This window comes from Dehalococcoidia bacterium (genome assembly GCA_030648205.1).
Classification (GTDB): Bacteria; Chloroflexota; Dehalococcoidia; order JAUSIH01; family JAUSIH01; genus JAUSIH01.
Genome location: JAUSIH010000036.1, coordinates 1 through 21873 on the forward strand (window position 1 = coordinate 1; position 21873 = coordinate 21873).

Genomic DNA, 21873 nt, shown 5'->3' on the forward strand with positions numbered 1-21873 from the left:
GTCACGGCGCCAGTGGTGAGCGAGCGGCTCCAGCCGAACTCCTCGGACATGGGCTTGAGGAACACGCTGAAAAGGAACCCCGTGAGGCCCGCCTTAACGAAACCGGCCAGGAACCCCACAAAAACGATAGCCCATCCGTGGTACACGCGACCGTGGACGACGTCGTCCAGCAGCGCCACGACTTTCATGCCGCGCCAGCCGTCCGCCCGACGCAGCCCTAGCCCACCGACCGCAGGAAGTCCAGCACCGCCTGGGCGCAGACGTCAGGATGCGTGTGCTGCACGAACCCACCCGCGCCCGGCACCATGAAGAGCCGCGCGCCAGGGATGAGCTGCTGCTGCTCGCGGTAGACCTCCGAAGGATGGCCGACGCTGTCCCCCGGCGCGATGACAAGAGTCGGCGCCTTGATGCGGCGGATCCGCTCGGTCAGGTCTTTCCCCTGCAGGTACCGCAACGTCTCCATAACCACCCAGGGCTTGGTGCGACTCATCTGCTGGGCGTACCATTCGGCAAGGGCGGGGTTGGCGTCCTTTCCCAGACGCCTGCTCATGGACGAACGCGCCCACGCCTCCACGCCGTTCTTTTGGACGAAGTCCGCCGACTCCCTGTAGTAAGGGCCGAGGAACTTGAACGGCGATGTGCTGGTGGTCAGACTCTTGACGCGCTCCGGGTACTGGTACGCGAACTGAAGCCCGATAGTCCCGCCCACTGTCTCGCCGACGAAGTGGACCTTCTGCACCTTCAGGTGGTCTAGGAGGCGCGCCACGTCCGTGGCGAAGCCCTCCACCGACCACGGATAACCCGACGGTGGCGCCGTGGAGTCGCCGAAGCCACGGGCATCCATCCGTATCACGCGGTAGTGGCGAGCCAGGATGGGCACCCAGGCCCACCAGAAGCGGTGATTCTTGCCGTTGCCGTGGTGGAGAAGGACGGTGTCAGGCGTGCGCCAGGGATCAGTGAAATCGTCAACACAGAAAAACATCTCCAGGGCGTCATCAATGCGGACGGTGGGCATAGAGGTCTCCTTTCAACCAAGTAGATGCGGGCCGCGCCTATGCTACATCAGCAGGCATCTGAGGGCAAGGCTTGGGCGAGGCGGACGACGCATCCAACGTCGCTCTGTCCCGTGGCCGGGCGCGGTGGACGAGTCAGCGTATTTCCCAAAAAATTCCCCTGAAACTCGCTGGGCGCATAGCTGGAAAATTACACGATTGCGCTATAATAAAAAAAGAGCGTTATAAGACTCAATGGTCACCATCCTAAAAGAAAGCGGAGCAAACACCCCTGAAATGAGCAGGGACACAATTGACCTCGATCACCAAAGCATCGTCTCTCCTCGGAATCTTCTCCGGCGGCGAGCATTTGTCACCGCTGTCGTCTTTTGCAAGTCCTCCATCTTTTCGGTCCCTGCTCAACCTCCCTGTAACTGGATGATTATTCCTTGACTCATCCTTATCACGAAAGGGGGTGACCCCACATGCCAGCAGCCAAGAAGGCCGCCAAGAAGGGCAAGAAGTAGCCCGACGCCCGGCGACCCAAAAGCAGAGAGACCTCGGCGGGAGGTCTCTCTGCTTTTAATGAAGGAATGTACTCTGGCCTCGCTCGGAGCAGTTGTGGTAGCATAACGAACAAATTGGGGCCTGGCCCGGAAAACCGTCCGCAGTAATTCTGCGTACTCTCTAGTGAAGGCCGGGCCCGGCACGAGGTTGCCGGTGGACTATACTCCGTTACAGGATGAAGACCTGGCGGCGCGCATCGCCCTGGGGGACCGAGAGGCGTTGGGCCTGATTTATGACCGGTACGCTCGCTTGGTGTTTTCGGTGAGTCTGCGCCTGCTCAGAGACAGTACGGTGGCGGAGGAGACCACGCAAGAGGTCTTTGTAAACCTATGGCTCCACGCGGGAACGTATCATGCGGACAAAGGCAAGTTTTCCACATGGCTGCTGAGCATCGCGCACAACCGCGCGGTGGACCAGCTCCGCCGCATGATCCGGGAGGGCAAGACCGTGCCGCTGGAAGGCCCCGAGATGGATCATGCCGCCTCGGATGGGCCGGACCCCGCGCAGGAGACCGCGCTCCTGGCGGACCGCCGGGCCGTCCGGCGTGGAGTGGACCAGTTGCCGCCTTTGCAACGCGAGGTCCTGGTCATGGCCTACTATCAAGGCCTCACCCAGGTGGAAATCGCGAACCAGTTGGGAGCGCCACTGGGGACTGTCAAGACGCGTATGCGTTTGGGTCTGCTTAAAATGCGGGACTTGCTCAGGAACCTCAATAGGGAGGAGAGCGATTCACGGTGATCAACGGTAGACGTCGCAGCCCACTGATCACGTGCGAGGATATGGGAGACCTCCTGGCGCCGTATGTCCTGGGGGCGCTGGACGCACTGGACAGAAGGCCTGTCGAGGACCATATGCGGGCGTGCGCCCCCTGCGCTCAGTTGGCGCACGAGTACCAGACGATAGCGTCGTCCCTGGCGTACGGCGTGTCCCTGGTCGAGCCGCCCCCCTCGCTGAAAGAACGGATCATGGCGCAAGTCGCGGTCATGCCACAGGCTGCCCGACCGCCGGCGCCTCCCCTAAGTCGCTGGCAGCGCCTGCGGGAGGGGCTGGACGTGTTCCTTAGACCACACGCCGCGGCGGTGGCCATGGCAGGCGCTTTGGGCATCGTCGCGCTGGCCATCTGGATCAGCGTCCTGCAGACGGAGATCTCCAACGGGCGCTCCGCAAACCAGGCGATGGCCTGGACTCTGGAGCAGCAGCAGCAAACGCTTGCCTGGGCCACCACACCCGCGGTGCGCAGGTACGCGATGGACGGCACCGAGTCAGCGCCGACCGCGTGGGCGACCATGCTGTATAAGCCCGCGCACGAAGAGGCCATGCTGGTGGCTGGAGACATGCCGGCCCTCCCTTCGACAAAGGTCTATCAGCTCTGGCTCGTCCAGGATGGAGTGCGCACGAGCGGCGGCACGTTTACCGTGGACGCCAACGGGCGTGGACAGGTGTTGGTCCGCGCGCCCCTGCCCATCACGTCATACCAGTCTATGGGCGTGACCGTGGAACCGATGGGCGGCAGCCCCGGCCCTACAGGCGCACGCGTGCTCAGAGGTCCATCCCAGAACAACCCATAGGAACAAGGCCTTATTCAAGGGAAACGAGGGCTGAAAACAGGGTGCGTGGCGGATGGCGGGCAGGTTCAGCGCCGTGACGAAGCGGAAAAAGGACGAATATGAGCTCGGGTAAAACGCGATGGCTTCTGGCAGCCATCGCCCTGGTGACGGCATTGCCCCCCGTTGTTGGTGTGTACCTCTGGCTCCAGAGCTGCGGGGCCAGGCAGCGCACATAAGGCCCACGAGCGCTTCCCTGGCTGGGCCGTCGCGCTTGTGCTACCATTGATGTCACGGCTAGCCGGGGAGGGACATGAAATGCTCGCTGTCCAGACAAAGGCCTTCAAGGAATGGGCCATCACGATACAGGCGCTTAGCGAAGGACGTCAGGTCCTGCTCCTGCGCAAGGGCGGCATCTATGAGGCGGGCGGCCGCTTCCAGGTGACTTCCCCAGAGTTCTTCCTGTATCCCACCCTTGAGCACCAGCGCGCCGACTTGCTGAAGCCCGAGTACCAACCGTGGCTGGCCCGCCTGCTGGCTGAGGACAGAAGCGACGGCAAGACGGTGACGCTCACCCACTATGCACGGGTCACCGACGTCTTTCAGGTCACCGAGCCGGCCAAGCTCAATGCGCTCGCTCCCTACCACATATGGAGCGACGCCTATGCGGAGGTCCGCCTCCACTGGAAACCGCGCACGCCCGTTTACGTCATGGCGCTGCGGGTCTATCGCCTGGCGCGACCGGACACGCAGCCCATCCTGCCCGCGTATGCGGGCTGCACGTCCTGGCTGGACATGGCGGATGGCATCACCCTGCAGGGCATGACGCCCGTCCTCTCCGACGACCAGTACGAGCAGCGAACACGCCAGATTAAAGAAGCCCTGGACGCGTAATTCACATCAGGACAACACGAAGGCCCCCGACACGCGTCGGGGGCCTTCTCCTTTTGACCGTGATGAGCCGAATGAACACTGGAGTGGTCCCTGTTCGTTCGACTCCTAAAGCCACCCTCGGCGTCGGAACAGGAGAAGCATCACCGCCGCGATAGCCCCGCCGACCACGAAGTGGGCCCAGAAGAGCCACGGTTCGCCCTGAAAGGGAAGCGGCACGTTCATCCCGTAGAGCCCTGAGAAGACCATGAACGGCAACATGACCGTAAAGACGATCGTCAGCACGCGCACGACTTCGTTGGTGCGCTGCACGTTCAACGTCATGTAGGTCTCGTTCAGACCCACGGTGACCTCCTTGGTGTCCTGAAGCTCCGCCCAGATGCGCTGGATGTGGTCAACCACGTCGTCAAAGTAGGCGGACAGGTCTTCATTCATGAAATCGAAGCGCTTGTGGGCCAGGTACTGGAGGACGGCCACCTGGGGCCGGATAATCCGGTGCAGGGCGATGATGTCCCGTCGGAGGATGGAAAGCTCGCGCACCGTCTCTTGCGTGTCCGCCTTCAGGACCTGGTCCTCCACACGCTCCACGTTCGACAGCACCTTGTTGACGATGGGGAAGCAGTAGTCCACCAAACGGTCCAGAATCCGGTATACAAGGTAGCCCGTGCCGCGGCCCATGACGTGCTCGCGAACGCGATGCTCTTCGCGGCACTCCTGAAACAGGCGGACCAGGGGCTTGAGGTCGCCGGCGTGGACGGTGACCACGTAGTCGGCGCCGACGAACATGGTCACCTGGCTTGGCTGGCTCACCCGCGTCTTCTTGTTGAAGACGGGGAAGTGGAAGAGCAGCAGGACATAGTCGTCGTACTCGTCAATCTTCGGGAGTTGGACGCGGCTGACGCAGTCTTCAAGGGCCAGAGGATGAAAGGAGTGGCTATCCCGCAGATAGCCTATCTCCCGGCTGGTAGGGCGCTCGATGTTCACCCAAGTAATCCCATGCCACTTGACGGACGGGAGGTTGGGGTGCCCCGCCTGAGCTTCCGTCGTGACCGCCATGCTCGCCCTTGCCCCCTAGAGCCGCGTTTGCGCAATATCCATTCTAACACGGGCACAAACAGGAGCATCAGCCGCCGGAGTGAGCACGGGCCCTTGTGCGCAAAAGCCTCGTCTTCGCGACGTAGTCCAGCACCGTGCTCACGAACTCCGCATGGCTCCAGCTTAGAGGGGAGACGGACAGCGGCTCACGGGTGTACGGATTCATCTGCTCCCCCAGGACGCCGCTGGGCAAAGCGCAACCCTGGACCCACTCCAGGATTTTGCGCGCCGCATCCAGGTCCGCCAGATCTTCCGCCCGGGCGATATAGTACTGGGCGAGCCAGAGGGTGCAGATGAACCAGGGATTGCCCGGCACATTGGTGATGTCCCCGCTCACCTGGTGAAAATAGTCGTTCTCGTAGCGGGCCATGCCACCCACAGGGGTCCGGACACGCAGACGGTCCGCGATCTGCTCGACGGTGCTGACGATCATGGGGTCCCGAGCCGGAAACATGCCGAAGAGCGTCAGTCCCAGGATGCTGGAGTCCAGAATCGGGTCGGCCTCAAGGGGCTTGTCTCCATCCACTTTAAGGGTGCGCACAAAACAGTTCCGTTTTCGGTCGAACAGGTAGTTGACGGCGGCGTTGCGGATTTCTTCGGCGGCGCGCAGATACTTTTCGCTCAGGTCCTGGTCGCTCAGCATGTGCGCGAAACGGGAGGCCGCTTGCAGGCCCGCCCACACCGCTGCGACTGTCCAGGCGTGGATGCCCCGGCGTTCCTCCCACAGGTCATAGGACGGCGCAGGCAATCCCGTGCGCGGATCGCGGTAGGAAGCAAGGAAGTCGCCCGCCGTCTTGATGAGCGGCCGGTAGAATGGCCGCACGAAGTCCACGTCCTTGTAGCGCTGGTAGTGCCGCCACATGGCATACAGCACCAGGCCCGTCTCGTCCTCCTGAATGGGTAGCTGCTTCTTGCCCTGGGCGTCGGCCCACGGGAGCCAGCTTGACGCCACCGGTCCGGCGGGCGTGTACTTGTGCATGAAATAGCCGTCGCTGGTCAGCAGCGGGATGCAATACTCGAAGAACCGCCGGGTCAGCGTCACGTAGCCCGCCTTGTCCAAGGCGATGGTGGATAGCGCGGCGTCCCTCGGCCACACGTATGCGTAGGTGTCGCGCGCATACGACGCCACCTCCCAGTCGGTGGACGCGACGATGGCGCCTTTATTGTCCACGTGGCTGCGCAGAATCAGAAGGGAGCGTTTGTAGAAGGACTCCAGAGCAGGAGAGAGTTCCGCCACGTTCTCCTCGTCCTTCCGGCACCATACCTGCCAGAAGTTCCGCGTGCGGCTGATGAAACTCTGCGGCCCGCGCGAGCGCACCAGCGTGTCCAGACTCCGCACGTCGCTGACGCTGTCGCCAACAGCGAGCCAATGGTACAGACCGCTAGTGCCGTGCGCGGGCAGCGCACAGCCAAAGGCGAGCGTGGCATCCACCGACCCCTGCGCGACGAGGCCTTGCTCCAGCTTGCCGTCCTCGGCGTCGCGCCACGTGCCCTCGCGCCCTCCGACCTCCGTGACGCCGATGGCCCAGCTGTCCACGCCGATTTTTCCCCCGCTGGCACCATTCATGAGGAAATAGCGCTGGCCCTTGAACGCCACCAGCGCTCGCACGTCGGGGTCGTAGTACACCGTATCTGCCACGCGCACGCCGTAGATGTGCAAGTCGTAGTGGAAGTAGAAGCGCAGGTCACGAGTGGCGTCCGAGCGGTTGGTAATCTGGACTTCCCTGAGGAACAGGTCACGGTCCAAGTCCACCACGTCGTGGAAGACGAGAGTGAGCTGTGCCTCGTCATTCACCGCCGTCACATGGGTGACAAGGCTGTCCTCCACGTAGCGGATGTCTTTTTTCCAGGCGGGGTGCTCCATCCAGTAGAAGCGCCCATCCACCCAGATGCCCGTGCGGCACATGTCGCCCGCGGTGTGGTTCTCCTGCCCCACGTTGTGGTAGAAGATGTCCCGCAGGTTGTAGTCCAGGTCGAAATTGACCTGGAGCTTGCCGTTGCCGATGCTCAGCGATCTTGGCACGCGGACCTGCCTTTCCGGGCGGCCCTGGACAGACGGCCCCACCTAAGCGCCTATTTTACACCTTCAGATGCCCAGCCCATCTCGAAGGTCACGGAGACGCCAGGCGCCAGGTCCAGAGGGAACAGGGGCGCCAGGCACGTCCCCTGGTACAGCCGTTCCACGCCCGCCTCCGAATTAGAGACGCTCTCCACGGAGAAGCGCCACAGCCGGACACTCGCGCCGAAGCTCAGCCGCAGACGCACGCCCAGCCCTGAGTTCTGCACGACGACCTGCTCCACTCCGTCAGTGGCACTCCGGCCATCCAGTGCGTCCTTCGCGCCGCCGGGCAGCGTCTCAAAGGTGGCGAGAGGGTTGCATCCGCCCGCCAGCATGTTCAGGTTCCACTCCGGCGCGAACAGGGCGCGCAAAGTCGCGTCGCCGGCGTTGCTCACGCGATAGATAACGCGCCACGCCGCGGAGTCGGGCCGCACACGCAGCTCCTTACGGATATGCAGCGGCTGTACCCGGCCCTGGATAAGAACGCGGCCCCTTCGTTCCAGCGCGATGATCAGATCTCTCTTGCCCCGGCGTCGCGTCGCGCGATAGACGCCCGCGGCGAAGTCCCCCAACTCCTGGTACCGGCAGCGGGCAAAGTCCTCCAGCGTGGTGTCCTCCGGCAAAACGTGGTCAATAAGGCTGTAGCGCGGGTGGCGGTCATAGTCCAGATCCACGCGCCCGCCCATGTCCTTGACGCGCAGGCCCGCGTGGATGGTCTCCACCCGGACGGCGGGCTTCTCGGCCTCCTGGCGCAGCGCCTCTCGAAGCGCTGTGTGATAGGCCTCCGGACGCCGCGCCACGGTGCTCTGAACGTTCCAATCTCTGCCGCGCAGGTCCCACTCGCAAAGGCTGCCGCCCTCGGCGGGGCGCAGGTAGAGGCCCAGCGCGCGCGACTCCACCAGAAGCTCTTCGTGGCCGTCGCAATCGTAGTCGCTCTCCTCCACCTCCAGCCACGACGAGGACTGCTGAAGGACGCGGTCGGCGGCGGACTCCGCGCGCAGCAGGTGGCGGTAGTTGGCCGAGCGAACGTCCGCAAGGTAAAGCCCGCCGAAGACGCCGTGCCAGTAGGGACAGTTGCATTGGCCCTTCCACAGGTCGTCCAGCGCATCCCTCCCCAATCCGAGCGCACGGGCCAGGTGCACCTTGGCATGCACGCGGAGCATCTTCTTATGCAGAAGGTTGGCCTCGGAGTATTTCGCCAGGAACACCCGCCAGAAGCCGCCGCGCATGTATGCGAGGACGTCCTTGCGGCCCTCCGCCTCCAGAGCATGCGTCAGGCGGGCGAACTCCTCCGACTTCCGCGCGGGCAGCGCCCACTCCATCATCTCGGAGTAGGAAGCGGCGGGCAGGTAGGCCCTGCCGAGTGGCGGCTGCGCGGCGGCCCAGTCCCCCAGGCGGACCGTCTGAAGCCACTCCGCATTCTGCTCCAGCGCGGTGAAGAAGCGTTCCACCCAGCCGTTAGTCCAGCAGTGGTCGCGCGTGCCGGGCCAGAGGCCAAGCTTTTCGCCGTCGTCTCCCATCACCGCTATCTTCGCGCCGTCCTCCGTCGCCTCTGAACGCAGATAGGCGATGACTTCGTCCACGTCCCGCCAGGGGATCATGTAACGCAGGCGCTTGCTGGACGCGAAGAGCTTGAGGACGTAGCCTTGCTCCTCCGTCAGGTAGTAGCCGAAGAGGTCCGCCTCATCCAGGCCCACCATCTCGAAATGCGCGTCGTCCACTACTGTCCACCCGACGCCCGCCTGCGCCAGCGGAGCGGGCAGGCCCGGCTCCCAGACGCGCTCGGCGAGCCACAGGCCGGAGGCGCGCGCGCCGAAATGCCGCCGCACCGCCCGCGTCATCTTCCGCACCTGCCCCACCTTGTCCACGTCCGGGACGGCGGGCAGAACAGGCTCGTAGTAACCGCCGGTCATCATCTCCACCTGACCGCGGCGCGCCAGCTCCGCGACCCCGCGGACGAAGTCGGGGCGCTCGGCGAGCAGCCAGTCCAGCAGCGGCCCGCTGTAGTGCAAGGAGACCCGGATAGTGGGGTGGCGCTCCAGCGCATCCAGAAGAGGCAGGTACGCCTGGGCATACGCCCGCTCGAGCACGGAGGGGAAGTTCCCGACGGGTTGGTGGCTGTGGATGGCCAGGCCGAGGGCGATACGCTTCATGGCGACGGCCTAGCGCCAGAGGCCGCTCTTATGTGGCGGTTAGATTCAGACATGCTTAGTCATGCACATGGCTCGACATCGTGCGACGATGAAACGGCGTCCAGGAGCACAGCCATTCACCCGTTATTGACGATGACAAACGTGACAGCAAGGTGGGCACTCCTGAAGAGACTCGCGGGTCTGCTTACCTACTCTACCACTCTAAGCAGTAGTCTTGTCCATTCCATACCGATAATAGGTCAGAGCAGGCGCGTTGTAGACCTCATAGGTCAACTTGGGATTGTTAGGAAAATCGTTCTGGATAACTTTCTTATAGCTACCTCTAATGGAGAGGCTCCTGACTGTGTTCCTCAATGATAGGCCCGCAAACCAGACGGCGGCCTTCATAGCGATGTCACTGGCGGCCTCAACAACAAGAAAGTTCACCACGTTATCATTACAGTCAAGCACAAGAGGAGCGCCTGTCTCATGGAACGATATTCCTACTGGAAAGGGGCCATCGTCCTCCGTAGGCTCGTACTTCGGATCACCCGACTTGGCAAGGTGAGTGTACGAGTAGTCAAAGTAGTTGTTATCAGCAAACGTATTGACTACGATGCCACCATACACTATGTTCCTACTACTGATGAACTGAAAGAAGTTGTTTCTTGTGGCGGCTTCCTGGCCTTCTCCTCTTACCTCAAAGTTCCACCCCATATTGTCAATCCAGATGGGTCCAAAGTAGTTACCCGAAAACTCACCCCCTTTGGCCGTCCCGGAACACTGCATCCCAAGTACCCACGGCGCCCCGTTGGTAATATAAATGGGCAGCGTATAGCTTTTTTGCAGGCTTCGGGGCCGCAAACCGATGATGTTGACCTTTCCACCCAGGTCCATCATGAAGTTCCCAAAGGCACAGTTTACAGCAGGAATGTCAGTCTGGTTTTGTAGTATCCCAGTGTCTTCAGTTGTGTTCGCTCCCACATATTTGAGCTTTGTTTTCCATCCCTGACCCACAAAGCTCATGTTGCTACGTGGATAGTCAATCAGCTTTTCCACAAGGAATTCGCCGTCACTGAGAACAATACCCTTATTCTCATCCGCCGCCTGCTTGAGAGCCTTGCTGAAGGTCTCATTGTGGAATCCACCCCCGCAAACATAGTCGGCCTTGGAGAAAAAGTCGGGAGAGGCATTGGGGGCTGCAATGATAATGTTGGCGTTGGAGGTTTTTTCCGAGGCGAATACCCGGGGAATAGAATACAGCGCCCCCATCCCAGCAACGGCACCCGCGCCGAGACCTTTGAGCACTTCTCTGCGAGTCAAACCCATAGTCGCCACTTCACAGCGGCAAGCAACACGACCTGCCTTATCTACCTTCCCGCGATGGATTATAGCGCGTGGGGACTGGGGGCGCTACGCGTGCACCAGTCTGTCCGTTATCTGGGCGCGCAGGTCCCGCGAGGCCGCGACCAGATAATAGGCCTCCCGGCGCACCGACTCGGCGCCGCTGCTGCACTCAATAGCCTTGCACGCGTTCAGGATGACCTCCTCCTGCTCCAGAAGGCCCCGGTGCACCATGTTAATGTCCCACCCGGCGCGCTTGCTGGCCCACCAGAACTGGCAACTGTGGAGCGCGGGGTCCAGAAAGCCCCGCGCCAGCGCGGCAAACCGCTTGCTCGTCGCGTCGCTGGCCAGGCCCTCCGCTCTCTTCACAAGCTGGATACAGATGTCCGTGTGCTCCCACTGGAGCCGGTGGATATCGTTGTACGGGGCCTTCCAGAGCGGGTACGGCACCTGCGCGGCGAGGTCATCGCGGGAGGTGCTCCACGACGAGGGGTGCGGCTCCACGGGCACGCCGCGCGGAAAGCTGTCAACTATCTCGCTGAGCGTGGCTGAACGCACAACGGGGGCTTCGTCCTGCGCCAGGCGGTCCGCCAGGGCGCTGTAAGCCTCACCCAGGAACAGCCGCTCCCAGCCCTTGTGATGATGGCCGAAGGTCTCCGCATCCATGGCGGTGACCACATACGCACCACCGTTATACTGGGCCATGCTTCTCAAGTGCTCCACAAAGCCCCGGCCATCCAGCTTCCGGAAGCTGATCTTGTCGCTCAGGACATCGTCCCGGAACAGTACGGCCAGGTGGTCGAACCCTTGCCGAATCTCGTGGACCACCTGGGTGGGCCAGTCCACCGGACACGCCACACCGCTGGCGAGCACCCACGAGTAGCGCGGCTCTATTAGCGGCGCCACCAGTCCCGGCCCATAGCACAGCTCTGGTGGGAAGAAGCCCAGGGGTCGGTACGCATCGCCCAGGAAGTGGCGATTTGTCACATGGTTAAGTTGAATCTGACGCCGCATCTCCGCGTCGGGTATCAGCGGCAGGATGGCGTGGTGCTTGGCGGAGCCGGTGAACTCAATCTGCCCCTTCGTCCCAAGCTCCCGCAGGCCGTCAAGGATGTCCCGAAAACCGTGCTCCCACAGCGACTCCGTCAGCACGCCGTTGATGTTCACGGTGACGCGCGCGTGCGGGTGCTGGCGCAGGACATCCAGCACGGGGCGGTAACACTCCTCCGTCACCTGGCGCAAGACGGAGTGGACCTGCGTCGGCGGCTGGTAGAAGTGCAGAAGGAGGCCCCAGTAAATCACTGCGCCGCGCCTCCGCGGTCCTCGGAAGCCCACTCCAGCGCTCTGCCGTACAGGTCCACGTACTTCCGCGCCGAGGCATCCCAGGAGAAGTCCAGACGCATGCCCTTCACCATCAGTTGCCGCCAGGCCTCGCGCTTCTGGTAGGCCTGGGCCGCGCGGCGGATGCAAGCGAGCAGGTCACCCGCGTCGTACCGCTCGAAGACGAAGCCATTGCCCCTGTCGAGCGACTCACCGCAGTCCTGCACCGTGTCCGCCAGGCCGCCCGTCCGGCGCGCCAGCGGGATGGCGCCGTAGCGCAGCGCGATGAGTTGTCCCAGCCCGCACGGCTCGAAACGGGAGGGCATAAGGAAGACGTCGCACCCCGCGTAGATGAGCTGGGCCATAGACGGGTCGAACCCTTCGACAAAGGCCGCCTTGTCCTTATGCCGGTCGGCGACCTCTCGCATCAGCTTGTGGTATTCGGGCTGGCCCGTGCCCAGGAGGACGAACTGCACGTCCATCTCCAGCACTGCTGGCAGCGCCTGCGCCAGGATGTCCAGCCCCTTCTGGTCGGCCAGCCGCGTGACCATGCCCAGGATGGGGATTTCCGCCTTCAGCGGCAGACCGGCGCGGCGCTGGAGAGCATCCTTGTTCATGGCGCGAGGCGCGCTGCGCTCCGCGCTGTAATGGACGGGCAGGGCCGGGTCAGTGGCAGGGTCAAGCTCCTGGTAGTCAATGCCGTTGATGATGCCGCACAGCCTGTCCCCCCGACTTTGCAGCAGCCGCTCCATCCCGTAGCCGTACTCCGGCGTCAGTATCTCGCGGGCGTACGTCTCGCTCACGGTGTTGACCGCGTCCGCGTTGGCGACGCCCAGGGCCAGCATAGAGTGGTTGCCGCCGCCGGCCAGGACACGGTCCAGCCCCAGCGTTCCGGCGTCCGGAATCGCTTGCCCCGGCCACTCCGGCCCGAAGTTGCCCTGGTACTGGACGTTGTGCATGGTCAGCACCGTGGCGGGTCGCGGCCCCGCGCGCGTGGCCCTCAGGCGGGCCACCGCCAGCGCCGAGTGCCAGTCATGCGCGTGCACTACGTCCGGTTGCCAGCCAATAGCCCGCGGCGCCTCCAGAGCGGCCAACGCGAAGAAGGCGAAGCGGTCCAGATCATCGGGCTGGCCGTAGATAGTGGGCCTCTGGAATTGCGGCGGGCTTTCGATGAAGTACACCGGTATGCCGTTGCCGCCCAGGATCTCTCGAAGCCCTACCTTCGTCCGCTGCCCCCGGTACGTCACGGCAAACTCGGCTCGCGCGCTGAGCTTGAACCGGGCCTCGTCAATGCTCGAGTAGCGCGGCAGCACCAGGCGCACGTCGTGGCCCATGCGGGCCAGCGCCTTGGGCAACGCGCCCGCTACGTCCGCCAGACCGCCGACTTTGGCGTAAGGCACCGCCTCCGCCACAACAAAGAATACTTTAAGATGTGGAACAGCCACGGACCCTCCTTGCCGGCGCACCGGATTTCCTAAGCTAAAAAGCTATTGTAGCATGAGAATTGCTGGCATACGCCTGGCAGACCGCGAGAGGCGTGCCGCGCGGTTCACACCCGGAATGGCGACGTCTGCGTTCTGGCCTCCACAGTGGCGCCGCTCTGGACAGACGGGCCGGGGAAGTCGCTCTCCCGCGCTCCAGGCATGACCTTGCAATTGCGGCCAATGGTCTCATTCGGCGGAATGCGCGCGCGCTTCCCTACCAGGGTGATGCCGGAGAAGAGGTGCGTGGGTTCGTCCTGGTTGGGCGTCATGTCGTCGCCGTGGCCCACGCGCGCTCCCGCGCCCACCACGACCTCCTTGTCCACGATGCTCCGGTGCAGCGCGGCGTCCCGCTGGACCACCGTGTCGTCGAACACGATGCTGTCCTCCACGACGGCGCCCTCCTCCACCACCACGCCCGGCGACAGCACCGACCGCCGCACCGCGCCTCGCACAATGCAGCCGTGACTGATAAGGCTCTGGGATACTTGGGACGTGGCCAGGAACTTGGCGGGCGCGCGCTCGCTGGAACGGGTGAACACGGTGTCGGCTGGCCCCCAGAGGTCCAGGGGCGGCGCGCTCTGGAGCAGCTCCATGCTCGCCTTGAAGTATGAGTCCACCGTGCCCACGTCCCGCCAGTAGCCCTTGTAGCGGTAGCCGTACACGCGGTACCGCTTCATCATGGCGGCGACGACGTCCTTGCCGAAGTCATGGCTGGAGGTCTTGTTCTGGGCGTCCGCCGTCAGCGCCTCCAGCAGGGCCTCCCTTCGGAAGATGTAAATGCCCATTGACGCGAGATTGCTCTTGGGTCGGGCGGGCTTCTCGTCGAACCCAACCACCGCATCGTCATCGTTCAGAGAGATGATGCCGAAGCGCGAGGCCTCTTCGATAGGAACCTCGATAGCGCCTATGGTCACGTCGGCCTCCGTCAGCCGGTGGTCGGCGATCATGCCGTCGTAGCGCATGGTGTAGATGTGGTCCCCCGCCAGGACCAGGACCTCTTCCGCGTCCATCTCCTGCACGAAGGACAGGTTCTGAAACACGGCGTCCGCGGTGCCCTTGTACCAGTCGGACGCCTTGCGGCCCATGTAGGGTTGGAGCAGGTGGACGCCGCCGCGTTCCCTGTCCAGGTTCCACGGCCTGCCGATGCCTATGTGGTCGTTCAAGGAGCGAGGACGGTACTGAGTGAGAACGCCCACGTTGGAGATGCCGGAGTTGACGCAGTTCGACAGGGTGAAATCGATGATGCGGTACTTGCCCGCAAAGATGACCGCGGGCTTGGCCCGCTCCTCAGAAAGAATGCTCAGGCGGTCGCCCTGTCCGCCCGCCAGTATGAGGGCCAGCACCTTGTTCATGGCTTCCTCCTGTCCGGGCCGACGCGATAGCCATTTGCTACCTCGTCCAATCGGAGCGCTCCTCCACGCCCATCTTAAGAGATGGACGCAGGTACGGCAAGTGTGTGGCGGGCCAAAAACATGAAGGCCGCCGGCATACGCCCGCGGCCTTCATAAGAAGACTCAACGCCCTTGTACTAGCAGCCCGCCTTTTCTCCCTTAAGCAGAGTGCGCGCCTCTTCGCCCGTGCCCAGGTCCACGCAGTCGCAAAACGTGGAGAAAAGGACGTGCCGCACCGCCTTCACAAGCACAGGGTCCCTTGCCTCTTCAGGCTCCCTGCTGAGCGTTTCCTGAAGCTGCACAAGCCGGCCCAGTCGGAGGAGAAAGTACGCCTGCATGGGGCTGTAGGCCCGCACAGGCATCCGATCTCCCTCGGATTGGGCCACTATCTGGCTGGTCTGCTGTCCTACGCTTTCTCTGGACATATGCGCCACCCCCTATCCGGTCTGTGGGTGTCTATGCCCGTTCTTCTCATGCCTTGCACTTATTATAACGCTGGACGCTCCCCAAAAGATGCATCGCCGGGAGGCAATTTCGATTGGGATAATTATTGCCGCATCCGCGGGCGAGCGCAAGGCAGGACTAACCCCATTTCTGGACCTTAATGCGCTCCGTGCGCGGAGTATGCACGGGACACCCATCATGCGGCGGAGGCGCGTCCCCCTGCGTTGCGCTGCTGATCCCTGAGGAGGAGCATGTGCAATACCACTGCTCCACCTTCTGGGCCGCAGCGATGATGCTGCCGAGGCCCCACAGGGGGAACGACACCTGCCGCGCCATGGAGTCGGAGATATTCACCAGGTCGTCCTGGACTACCATGTGGATATCCGCGGCATCCGGCGCCAGTTCTACATGCCAGCCCATATGCTCCCTTTCCCGACATCCTGAGCGGCGGGATGGTCTCGCGACGCTCCGATCGGTTGAACCCTACCATGTCCATGGTAGCACACGATGTACGCCTCGCCCAAGGCACGCGCGTCTTGGGGTTGGCGCCCCCACTCTAATAGGATACGGCCATGCTTTCAAGGGTACTGGCCCCTAACTGTCCCACAGGGCCTCCTGTACAACCTGGCCCGCATTGTCCCGCCCGCAGCATCGGCCCGTGCCCGCCAACAACCCACCAGCGCAAGGGCAATCGCGTCTAATCCCTTTCTACTTATGGACCCGGCAAACCACCAAGGGGCGTCCCTTTGTCTCTCCGGCGAAAGCCGGAGCCCAGGGACGCAAGCTCGCCTGCAACTGGCACGCTGGATTCCGGCCCCGTATCAGGTACGGGGCAAGCTCTCCGCCGGAATGACGGTGGTGAACTAGCGGGCTTTCCCCAGCATTTCTTCACAATCTCTATGGGACGGATGGGAATGAACGCCTACATTAAGGCGCGATTGCCCTGCCGCCAGCACCCGCGCGTTGACGTTCTTCGTAGCCATTGCTACAATGGGCCTTCAAGCGAGGTATCGTCAGAGGCCCCGCATTTTTCCGACGCCCGCCCCCTTACGAGGCGGGCGTCGCGCCGATGCCACTCGGAAGGAGTCCCCGTTGCAGACCCCACGGGAAGAACTGCCCAAGGCCTACGACTCGAGCGCCGTGGAGCAGCGGCTCTACCAGACCTGGACTGAGCGCGGCTACTTCACGCCCCACATAGACAGATCGAAGAAACCCTTCGTCATCATCATGCCGCCGCCCAACGTGACGGGCGAGTTGCACCTGGGCCACGCCCTGACCGCCACCCTGGAAGACACGATGGTGCGCTGGCACCGGATGCTCGGCGAGCCGACCCTGTGGCTGCCGGGCACCGACCACGCCGGCATCGCCACGCAGGTGGTCGTCGAGAAGGAGCTGGCGAAAGAGAAGCAAAACCGCCACCAGATGGGCCGCGAGAAGTTCCAGCAGCGCGTCTGGGAGTGGGTGCGCAAGTACGGGAGCGCCATCACCGAGCAGCACAAGCGGCTCGGCGCCTCCTGCGACTGGTCCCGCAACCGCTTCACCCTCGACCCCGGCCCCAGCAAGGCCGTGCTCACCACCTTCGTCAACCTGTATCGCAAGGGCCTCATCTACCGCGGCGAGCGCATCACCAACTGGTGCCCGCGCTGCGCTACCGCCCTCTCGGACCTGGAGACAGACCACGAGGAGACCCAGAGCCACCTCTGGCACATACGCTATCCCCTGGCCGACGGCAGCGGCTTCGTGACCGTCGCGACGACGCGCCCGGAGACGCTGCTCGGCGACACGGCGGTGGCCGTGAATCCCAAGGACCCGCGCTACGAGGGCATGGTCGGGCGCAGGGTGGTCGTCCCCGCCGTCAAGCGCGAGATACCCATCATCGGCGACGACGCGGTGGACATGTCCTTCGGCACAGGCGCGCTGAAGGTGACGCCCGCCCACGACCCCGTTGACTTCGAGATAGCCCAGCGCCACGGCCTGCCCGCCATCAACGTCATGCGCCTGGACGCCACGCTGAACGAGAACGCGGGGCCGTACCAGGGCATGGAGCGCTTCGAGTGCCGCAAGCGCATTGTGGCGGACCTGGAGCGGGACGGGCTGATGGTCAAGATAGAGCCGCACGTCCACGCGGTGGGCCACTGCCAGCGGTGCAAGACGATAGTGGAGCCTGTCCTCTCCAAGCAGTGGTTCGTGAAGATGGAGCCGCTCGCGAAGCCCGCCATCAAAGCGGTGGAGAGCGGCGCGACGAAAATTATCCCGGAGCGCTTCACCAAAGTCTATCTCAACTGGATGAACAACATCCGCGACTGGTGCATCAGCCGCCAGCTCTGGTGGGGGCACCGCATACCCGTCTGGTACTGCGACGACTGCGCCAAGCTGACGGTGCAGGTGGAGACGCCGGAGCGCTGCACCCACTGCGGCTCGACGAAACTGGCCCAGGACCCGGACGTGCTGGACACGTGGTTCAGCTCCGCGCTCTGGCCGCACTCCACGCTCGGCTGGCCGGACAAGACCGAGGACCTGCAATACTACTACCCCACCGCGGTCATGGAGACGGGCTACGACATCCTGTTCTTCTGGGTCGCCCGCATGATCATGATGGGACTGGAGAACACAGGCAAGACGCCTTTCCAAACCGTCTATCTGCACGGCCTGATCCGCGACGAACAGGGCGACAAGATGAGCAAGGTCCGGGGAAACGTCATCAACCCCCTGACCACCACAAAGCAGTATGGCACGGACGCCCTCCGCTTCGCGCTGACCACGGGCACGACGCCAGGGAACGACGTGCGCCTGGGCGCGCCGAGACTGGAGTCGGCCCGCAACTTCGCGAACAAGATATGGAACGCATCGCGCTTCGTCGTCATGAGCATTGACCAGCCTGTGCGTTTGGAACGCTTCGACACGCCGCCGTCCGGCCTGCATCGCGAGGACCGGTGGATTCTCAGTCGGCTGAACCAGGTGGTGGCACGCGCCAACCAGCTCTTCGCCGAGTTCCAGTTCGGCGAGGCCGAGCGGGAGATGTACGAGTTCTTGTGGGGCGAGTTCTGCGACTGGTACATCGAGATGGCGAAGATACGCCTGCGCCAACAGGACGGGTCGCCCTCGCCGCTGCCCGTGCTTGTGCACACGCTGGAGAAGATGATGCGCCTGCTCCACCCGGTGATGCCCTTCATCACCGAGGAGGTCTGGCAGACCCTGGGCAAGCGCCTCCAGCCCGACCCTCAGCGGACGGAGTCCGTGATGATAGCGCCCTACCCCGTCGCGAACGAGCGCCTGGCGGACGCCGCCGCCGAACGCGAGATGACGCTCGTGCTGGACGTGGTGCGGGCCATCCGCAACGCTCGCGCGGAGTACCGCGTGGAGCCGAACAAGACCGTGGACGCCATTGTGGAGGTGGAGGAGGGGCCGTCCCTCCTGGGAAGGACACTGGAAGACGAGTCGGCGGCCATGCGCGTTCTTGCGCGCGTCGGCAACCTGCGCGTCGTCGGCAAGGGCGAGCGCCCGCAGGACATGGGACCCGCGTTCACCGCGGTGCTGGCGTCGGCGGTGGTGTACGTGCCGCTGGCGGGCGTGGTGGACATTGACGCGGAGCGCGCGCGGCTGCACAAGGAGCAGGCGGAGACGCAGGAGGCGATGGCGCGGCTGGAGGGCCGGTTGAACAACGAGCAGTTCACGAGCAAGGCCCCCGCCGAGGTCGTCGAGAAGGAACGCGAGCGGCTGGCGTCGATGCAGGGCAAGGTACGGAACACGCAGGAACGGCTGCAGGAGCTGGGATAATCGCCGCGCAAAGCCGAGGTGACATGATGCGACTTGGTGCTATTTTCCCTCAGACGGAGATCGGCGCGGACCCGGGCGTCATCCGCGAGTATGCCCAGACGGTGGAGGGGCTTGGCTATCACCACCTGGGCGTCTATGACCACGTCCTCGGCGCCAATCCGGCCTCACGGCCCGGCTGGCAGGGCGCCTACACGCACAGGGAGATGTTCCACGAGCCGTTCGTTCTTTTCGGCTATCTCGCCGCCGTCGCGCCCAGGCTGGAGCTTGTCACGGAGATACTAGTCCTGCCGCAGCGCCAGACGGCGCTCGTCGCCAAGCAGGCCGCCGAGGTGGACATCCTCACCGGCGGCCGCCTTCGCCTGGGCGTCGGCATCGGATGGAACGCCGTGGAGTTCGAGGCCCTCGGCGAGGACTTCCACACTCGTGGACGCCGCGTGGAGGAGCAGGTGCGCGTGCTTCGCGCGCTGTGGACGAACGAGCTTGTGACGATCAAAGGGCGCTGGCACACCATCACCGACACAGGCATCAATCCGCTGCCCGTCCAGAGGCCGATTCCGGTCTGGATGGGCGGGACCGCGGACGCGGCGCTGAGGCGCATCGCGCGCATCGCCGACGGATGGTTCCCCCGCGAGGGGCCTACCGACAGGGGAAAGGCGCGACTGGAGGCGTTCCGTGCGTATGCGCGCGAGGCGGGACGGGACCCCGCGAGCATCGGCGTAGAGGGCCGCATCAGCGTCGCCCGGCGCACGCCGGACGAGTGGATGGCGGAGGCGTCGGCGTGGCGCACCCTCGGCACGACGCATATCGCGGTCAACACCATGGGCGCGGGATTCCGGTCCGTCCGCGACCATCTGAACGCGCTGCGCCAGTTTAAAGAAGCAGCCACACCCCTTATCTAAGAGCCGTCCCGAAAACCCTCCACCGGTCTTCGCTCAGTTTGGTACAGTGAAGGGGTTGAGACCAGCGGGCCATCGCCACGTCGACCAGCGCCCAAGTTTGACAGGACGGCGGCGGGCGCGTAGATTAGGTGCGGTTCCACAGGGGGGGCCTGACGCCGGTCGCGGGGCTGGAACAGGTGGCTCCGAGTCTCGTCGAAACCATCTGGAGGTAGCATGGACAAGTTACGCATCCTTGATCCCGTGGTGGAGTCCCCGAAGGAAGACAAGGGCCTCGCGCCGCTTCTGGACAGCGTGGAGGGCAAGTCGGTTTTCTTCCGCATTCAGTGGGACGCCTATGACGTGTTCACGAACCGCTTTCGTGAGCTGCTGGAAGAACGCGCTCACCCGCGCGAGGTCACCACGCTGGACCTGCGCTACGAGTCGCCGGACTACGTGCCCTACGCCGACCGCCGCAATAAAGAGAAGTGGACGAAGAAATTCGACGGCTACGCCGCGAAGGCGGACTGGGCCGTCATGGGCCTGGCGGCCTGAGGCTCCTGCACGGCGTGGTGTATCCACGATACGATTGACATGCAGAAGCGCGGCGTGCCCACGGTGACGCTCGTCACCGAGCAGTTCGTCTCGCTGGCGAAGGCGGCCGCGAAGTCGCTCGGCTATCCGGACATCCCGCTGGTCGTCGTGCCGCACCCGTTCGAGACGATGCCCCGTGACCGGGTGCGCAAGCTGGCGGAGCAGAAGTACGACGAGATTGTGGGCAAGGTGGTCAAGGCCACTCCTCATCGCGTGCCGGGGAAGCCAGAGGCGGCGCGATGAGCGCCAGTGTCCACGAGGTTGACCAGGACATCGAGCAGGTCTTCGATTACGCGTGCGCGCACGGCTGGAGCGACGGCCTGCCGATTATTCCGCCCACAGAGGAGCGGGTCGCGCGGATGCTGGCGGCGGCGGACCTGAAGCCGGACGCGGTGATCGCCCACCTGCCGCCGCGCAGGGGTGACGTGACGGTGGAGAAGTTGGCGGTGAATGCGGTCATGGCCGGGTGCACGCCGGCCTGCTTCCCCGTCATCATAGCGGGAACGGAGGCGTGCGACGACCCGAACCTCAATATCTACTCCCTGAACACGACCACGAACTCCGTTGTCCCCGCGTTCATCATCAACGGCCCCATCCGAAAGGAGCTGGACATCAACTGCGGCTGGGGCTGCCTGGGGCACGGCTGGCGCGCCAATGCGACGATAGGCCGCGCGATGAGCCTGATCATGCTGAACGTGTCGGGGCGTATTCCGAAGCAGGTCTGCAAGAGCACGCACAAGCAGCCCGGCGCGTACGCCTTCTGCTTCGGCGAGTACGAGGAGCTCAGCCCGTGGGAGCCGCTGCACGTGGAGCGCGGGTTCAAGCGCGAGGACAGCACCATCACCGTGCTGGGGCCGTCGGGGACAACGAACGTGATTGACCACGACAGCCAAACGGGGGAGGATGTGCTGTACACCATAGCCTCGTCCTTGATGTGCATCGGCAGCAACAACTTCAGCCCGTACTACGGCGAGGGCGAGATGGGTGTGGTGCTGTGCCCGCCGCACGCGGACCTGATCGCCAAAGAATTTCCCACCAAACAGAAGGTGAAGGAGTTCCTGCTGCGCGAGACATCCAAGATTCCGTTGAGCTGGCTGCCGGAGCGCCGACGGAAGGCGCTGGTCAAGAAGAGCAGCGGCGGGCAGGTGCAGGGCGACTTCGCCCGCATGGCGGCCAGGGCGGACCAGTTCCTTGTCGTCGTCGCGGGAGGCCTGGGCGGCTACCACTCAGTCGTTTTGCCCACCTTTGGCACATACGCCGTGACAAAGCTCATCCACCGCCCAGCGCGAGCGGGGTAGCGTACCTTCATCCTTCTGGTCACGCTCCAGGGCGGCCTGGACAGGTCTTTGCCCCGCTTTGCGGGG

The 21873-nt window shown here is 63.8% G+C and carries 19 protein-coding genes; 8 read left to right on the top strand and 11 right to left on the bottom strand.

The genetic code is table 11. From position 1 onward, the window contains the following. Window positions 1-188 (bottom strand): hypothetical protein (locus Q7T26_03770; GenBank protein ID MDO8531275.1); only part of this gene is annotated, 188 nt, incomplete at its 3' end. 29 nt (window positions 189-217) lie between these two features. Further along, the gene (locus Q7T26_03775) at window positions 218-1015 is read right to left on the bottom strand and encodes an alpha/beta fold hydrolase (GenBank protein MDO8531276.1); all 798 of its coding nucleotides are present in this window, start codon (window positions 1013-1015) and stop codon (window positions 218-220) included. 697 nt (window positions 1016-1712) lie between these two features. On the opposite strand from Q7T26_03775, the gene Q7T26_03780 reads away from it, so the two are divergent. From Q7T26_03780 to Q7T26_03790, 3 genes are all read left to right on the top strand, one after another. Beyond that, window positions 1713-2297 (top strand): sigma-70 family RNA polymerase sigma factor, encoded by a 585-nt coding sequence (locus tag Q7T26_03780; GenBank protein MDO8531277.1) that lies wholly within the window; start codon window positions 1713-1715, stop codon window positions 2295-2297. Further along, on the top strand, window positions 2294-3127 hold the full coding sequence (locus Q7T26_03785; GenBank protein ID MDO8531278.1) for an anti-sigma factor: 834 nt from the start codon (window positions 2294-2296) through the stop codon (window positions 3125-3127). The genes Q7T26_03780 and Q7T26_03785 overlap by 4 nt, the downstream gene beginning before the upstream one ends. A 294-nt stretch (window positions 3128-3421) precedes the next feature. Beyond that, complete coding sequence (locus Q7T26_03790; protein ID MDO8531279.1) at window positions 3422-3997, top strand: DUF1802 family protein; 576 nt, start codon at window positions 3422-3424, stop codon at window positions 3995-3997. A gap of 105 nt (window positions 3998-4102) precedes the next feature. Here Q7T26_03790 and Q7T26_03795 read toward each other — a convergent pair whose 3' ends face one another. The 9 genes from Q7T26_03795 to Q7T26_03835 form a co-directional block, all read right to left on the bottom strand. Continuing rightward, entirely contained in the window at window positions 4103-5050 is a 948-nt protein-coding gene (locus Q7T26_03795; protein MDO8531280.1) for a magnesium transporter CorA family protein, read from the bottom strand. A gap of 67 nt (window positions 5051-5117) precedes the next feature. Further along, a complete protein-coding gene (locus Q7T26_03800) occupies window positions 5118-7112 on the bottom strand; it encodes a glycoside hydrolase family 15 protein (GenBank protein ID MDO8531281.1) in 1995 nt (664 codons plus the stop codon). Window positions 7113-7162: 50 nt separating this feature from the next. Continuing rightward, window positions 7163-9301, bottom strand: a complete 2139-nt coding sequence (locus tag Q7T26_03805; protein MDO8531282.1) for a DUF1926 domain-containing protein — start codon at window positions 9299-9301, stop codon at window positions 7163-7165. Between the two features lie 201 nt (window positions 9302-9502). Beyond that, window positions 9503-10609 (bottom strand): twin-arginine translocation signal domain-containing protein, encoded by a 1107-nt coding sequence (locus Q7T26_03810; GenBank protein MDO8531283.1) that lies wholly within the window; start codon window positions 10607-10609, stop codon window positions 9503-9505. An 84-nt stretch (window positions 10610-10693) separates the two neighbouring features. Continuing rightward, window positions 10694-11926 (bottom strand): hypothetical protein, encoded by a 1233-nt coding sequence (locus Q7T26_03815; protein ID MDO8531284.1) that lies wholly within the window; start codon window positions 11924-11926, stop codon window positions 10694-10696. Beyond that, on the bottom strand, window positions 11923-13389 hold the full coding sequence (locus Q7T26_03820) for a glycogen/starch synthase (GenBank protein ID MDO8531285.1): 1467 nt from the start codon (window positions 13387-13389) through the stop codon (window positions 11923-11925). Before Q7T26_03820 ends, Q7T26_03815 begins: the two co-directional genes overlap by 4 nt. A gap of 104 nt (window positions 13390-13493) precedes the next feature. Next, window positions 13494-14780, bottom strand: coding sequence for a glucose-1-phosphate adenylyltransferase (locus tag Q7T26_03825; protein ID MDO8531286.1), 1287 nt, complete (start codon window positions 14778-14780; stop codon window positions 13494-13496). A 176-nt stretch (window positions 14781-14956) separates the two neighbouring features. Continuing rightward, the gene (locus tag Q7T26_03830; protein ID MDO8531287.1) at window positions 14957-15244 is read right to left on the bottom strand and encodes a hypothetical protein; all 288 of its coding nucleotides are present in this window, start codon (window positions 15242-15244) and stop codon (window positions 14957-14959) included. Between the two features lie 157 nt (window positions 15245-15401). Beyond that, window positions 15402-15683: a hypothetical protein gene (locus tag Q7T26_03835; GenBank protein MDO8531288.1), complete on the bottom strand. Its 282-nt coding sequence runs from the start codon at window positions 15681-15683 to the stop codon at window positions 15402-15404. Window positions 15684-16355: 672 nt separating this feature from the next. Here Q7T26_03835 and Q7T26_03840 point away from each other — a divergent pair. The 5 genes from Q7T26_03840 to Q7T26_03860 all read left to right on the top strand — a co-directional run bounded on the left by Q7T26_03840 (window position 16356) and on the right by Q7T26_03860 (window position 21807). Further along, window positions 16356-19040, top strand: a complete 2685-nt coding sequence (locus Q7T26_03840) for a valine--tRNA ligase (GenBank protein MDO8531289.1) — start codon at window positions 16356-16358, stop codon at window positions 19038-19040. 26 nt (window positions 19041-19066) lie between these two features. Next, window positions 19067-19939, top strand: a complete 873-nt coding sequence (locus Q7T26_03845) for an LLM class F420-dependent oxidoreductase (protein MDO8531290.1) — start codon at window positions 19067-19069, stop codon at window positions 19937-19939. 213 nt (window positions 19940-20152) lie between these two features. Further along, on the top strand, window positions 20153-20470 hold the full coding sequence (locus tag Q7T26_03850) for a hypothetical protein (GenBank protein MDO8531291.1): 318 nt from the start codon (window positions 20153-20155) through the stop codon (window positions 20468-20470). Between the two features lie 39 nt (window positions 20471-20509). Then, entirely contained in the window at window positions 20510-20752 is a 243-nt protein-coding gene (locus Q7T26_03855) for a hypothetical protein (protein ID MDO8531292.1), read from the top strand. Further along, a complete protein-coding gene (locus tag Q7T26_03860) occupies window positions 20749-21807 on the top strand; it encodes a hypothetical protein (protein ID MDO8531293.1) in 1059 nt (352 codons plus the stop codon). Before Q7T26_03855 ends, Q7T26_03860 begins: the two co-directional genes overlap by 4 nt. Window positions 21808-21873: the final 66 nt, after the last annotated feature.

Coding starts and splice junctions, on each gene's coding strand:
- Q7T26_03850 (MDO8531291.1), top strand. CDS start 20,153: ATGGACAAGTTACGCATCCTTGATCCCGTGGTGGAGTCCCCGAAGGAA.
- Q7T26_03810 (MDO8531283.1), bottom strand. CDS start 10,609: ATGGGTTTGACTCGCAGAGAAGTGCTCAAAGGTCTCGGCGCGGGTGCC.
- Q7T26_03825 (MDO8531286.1), bottom strand. CDS start 14,780: ATGAACAAGGTGCTGGCCCTCATACTGGCGGGCGGACAGGGCGACCGC.
- Q7T26_03855 (MDO8531292.1), top strand. CDS start 20,510: ATGCAGAAGCGCGGCGTGCCCACGGTGACGCTCGTCACCGAGCAGTTC.
- Q7T26_03835 (MDO8531288.1), bottom strand. CDS start 15,683: ATGGGCTGGCATGTAGAACTGGCGCCGGATGCCGCGGATATCCACATG.
- Q7T26_03845 (MDO8531290.1), top strand. CDS start 19,067: ATGCGACTTGGTGCTATTTTCCCTCAGACGGAGATCGGCGCGGACCCG.
- Q7T26_03860 (MDO8531293.1), top strand. CDS start 20,749: ATGAGCGCCAGTGTCCACGAGGTTGACCAGGACATCGAGCAGGTCTTC.
- Q7T26_03795 (MDO8531280.1), bottom strand. CDS start 5,050: ATGGCGGTCACGACGGAAGCTCAGGCGGGGCACCCCAACCTCCCGTCC.
- Q7T26_03830 (MDO8531287.1), bottom strand. CDS start 15,244: ATGTCCAGAGAAAGCGTAGGACAGCAGACCAGCCAGATAGTGGCCCAA.
- Q7T26_03775 (MDO8531276.1), bottom strand. CDS start 1,015: ATGCCCACCGTCCGCATTGATGACGCCCTGGAGATGTTTTTCTGTGTT.
- Q7T26_03805 (MDO8531282.1), bottom strand. CDS start 9,301: ATGAAGCGTATCGCCCTCGGCCTGGCCATCCACAGCCACCAACCCGTC.
- Q7T26_03790 (MDO8531279.1), top strand. CDS start 3,422: ATGCTCGCTGTCCAGACAAAGGCCTTCAAGGAATGGGCCATCACGATA.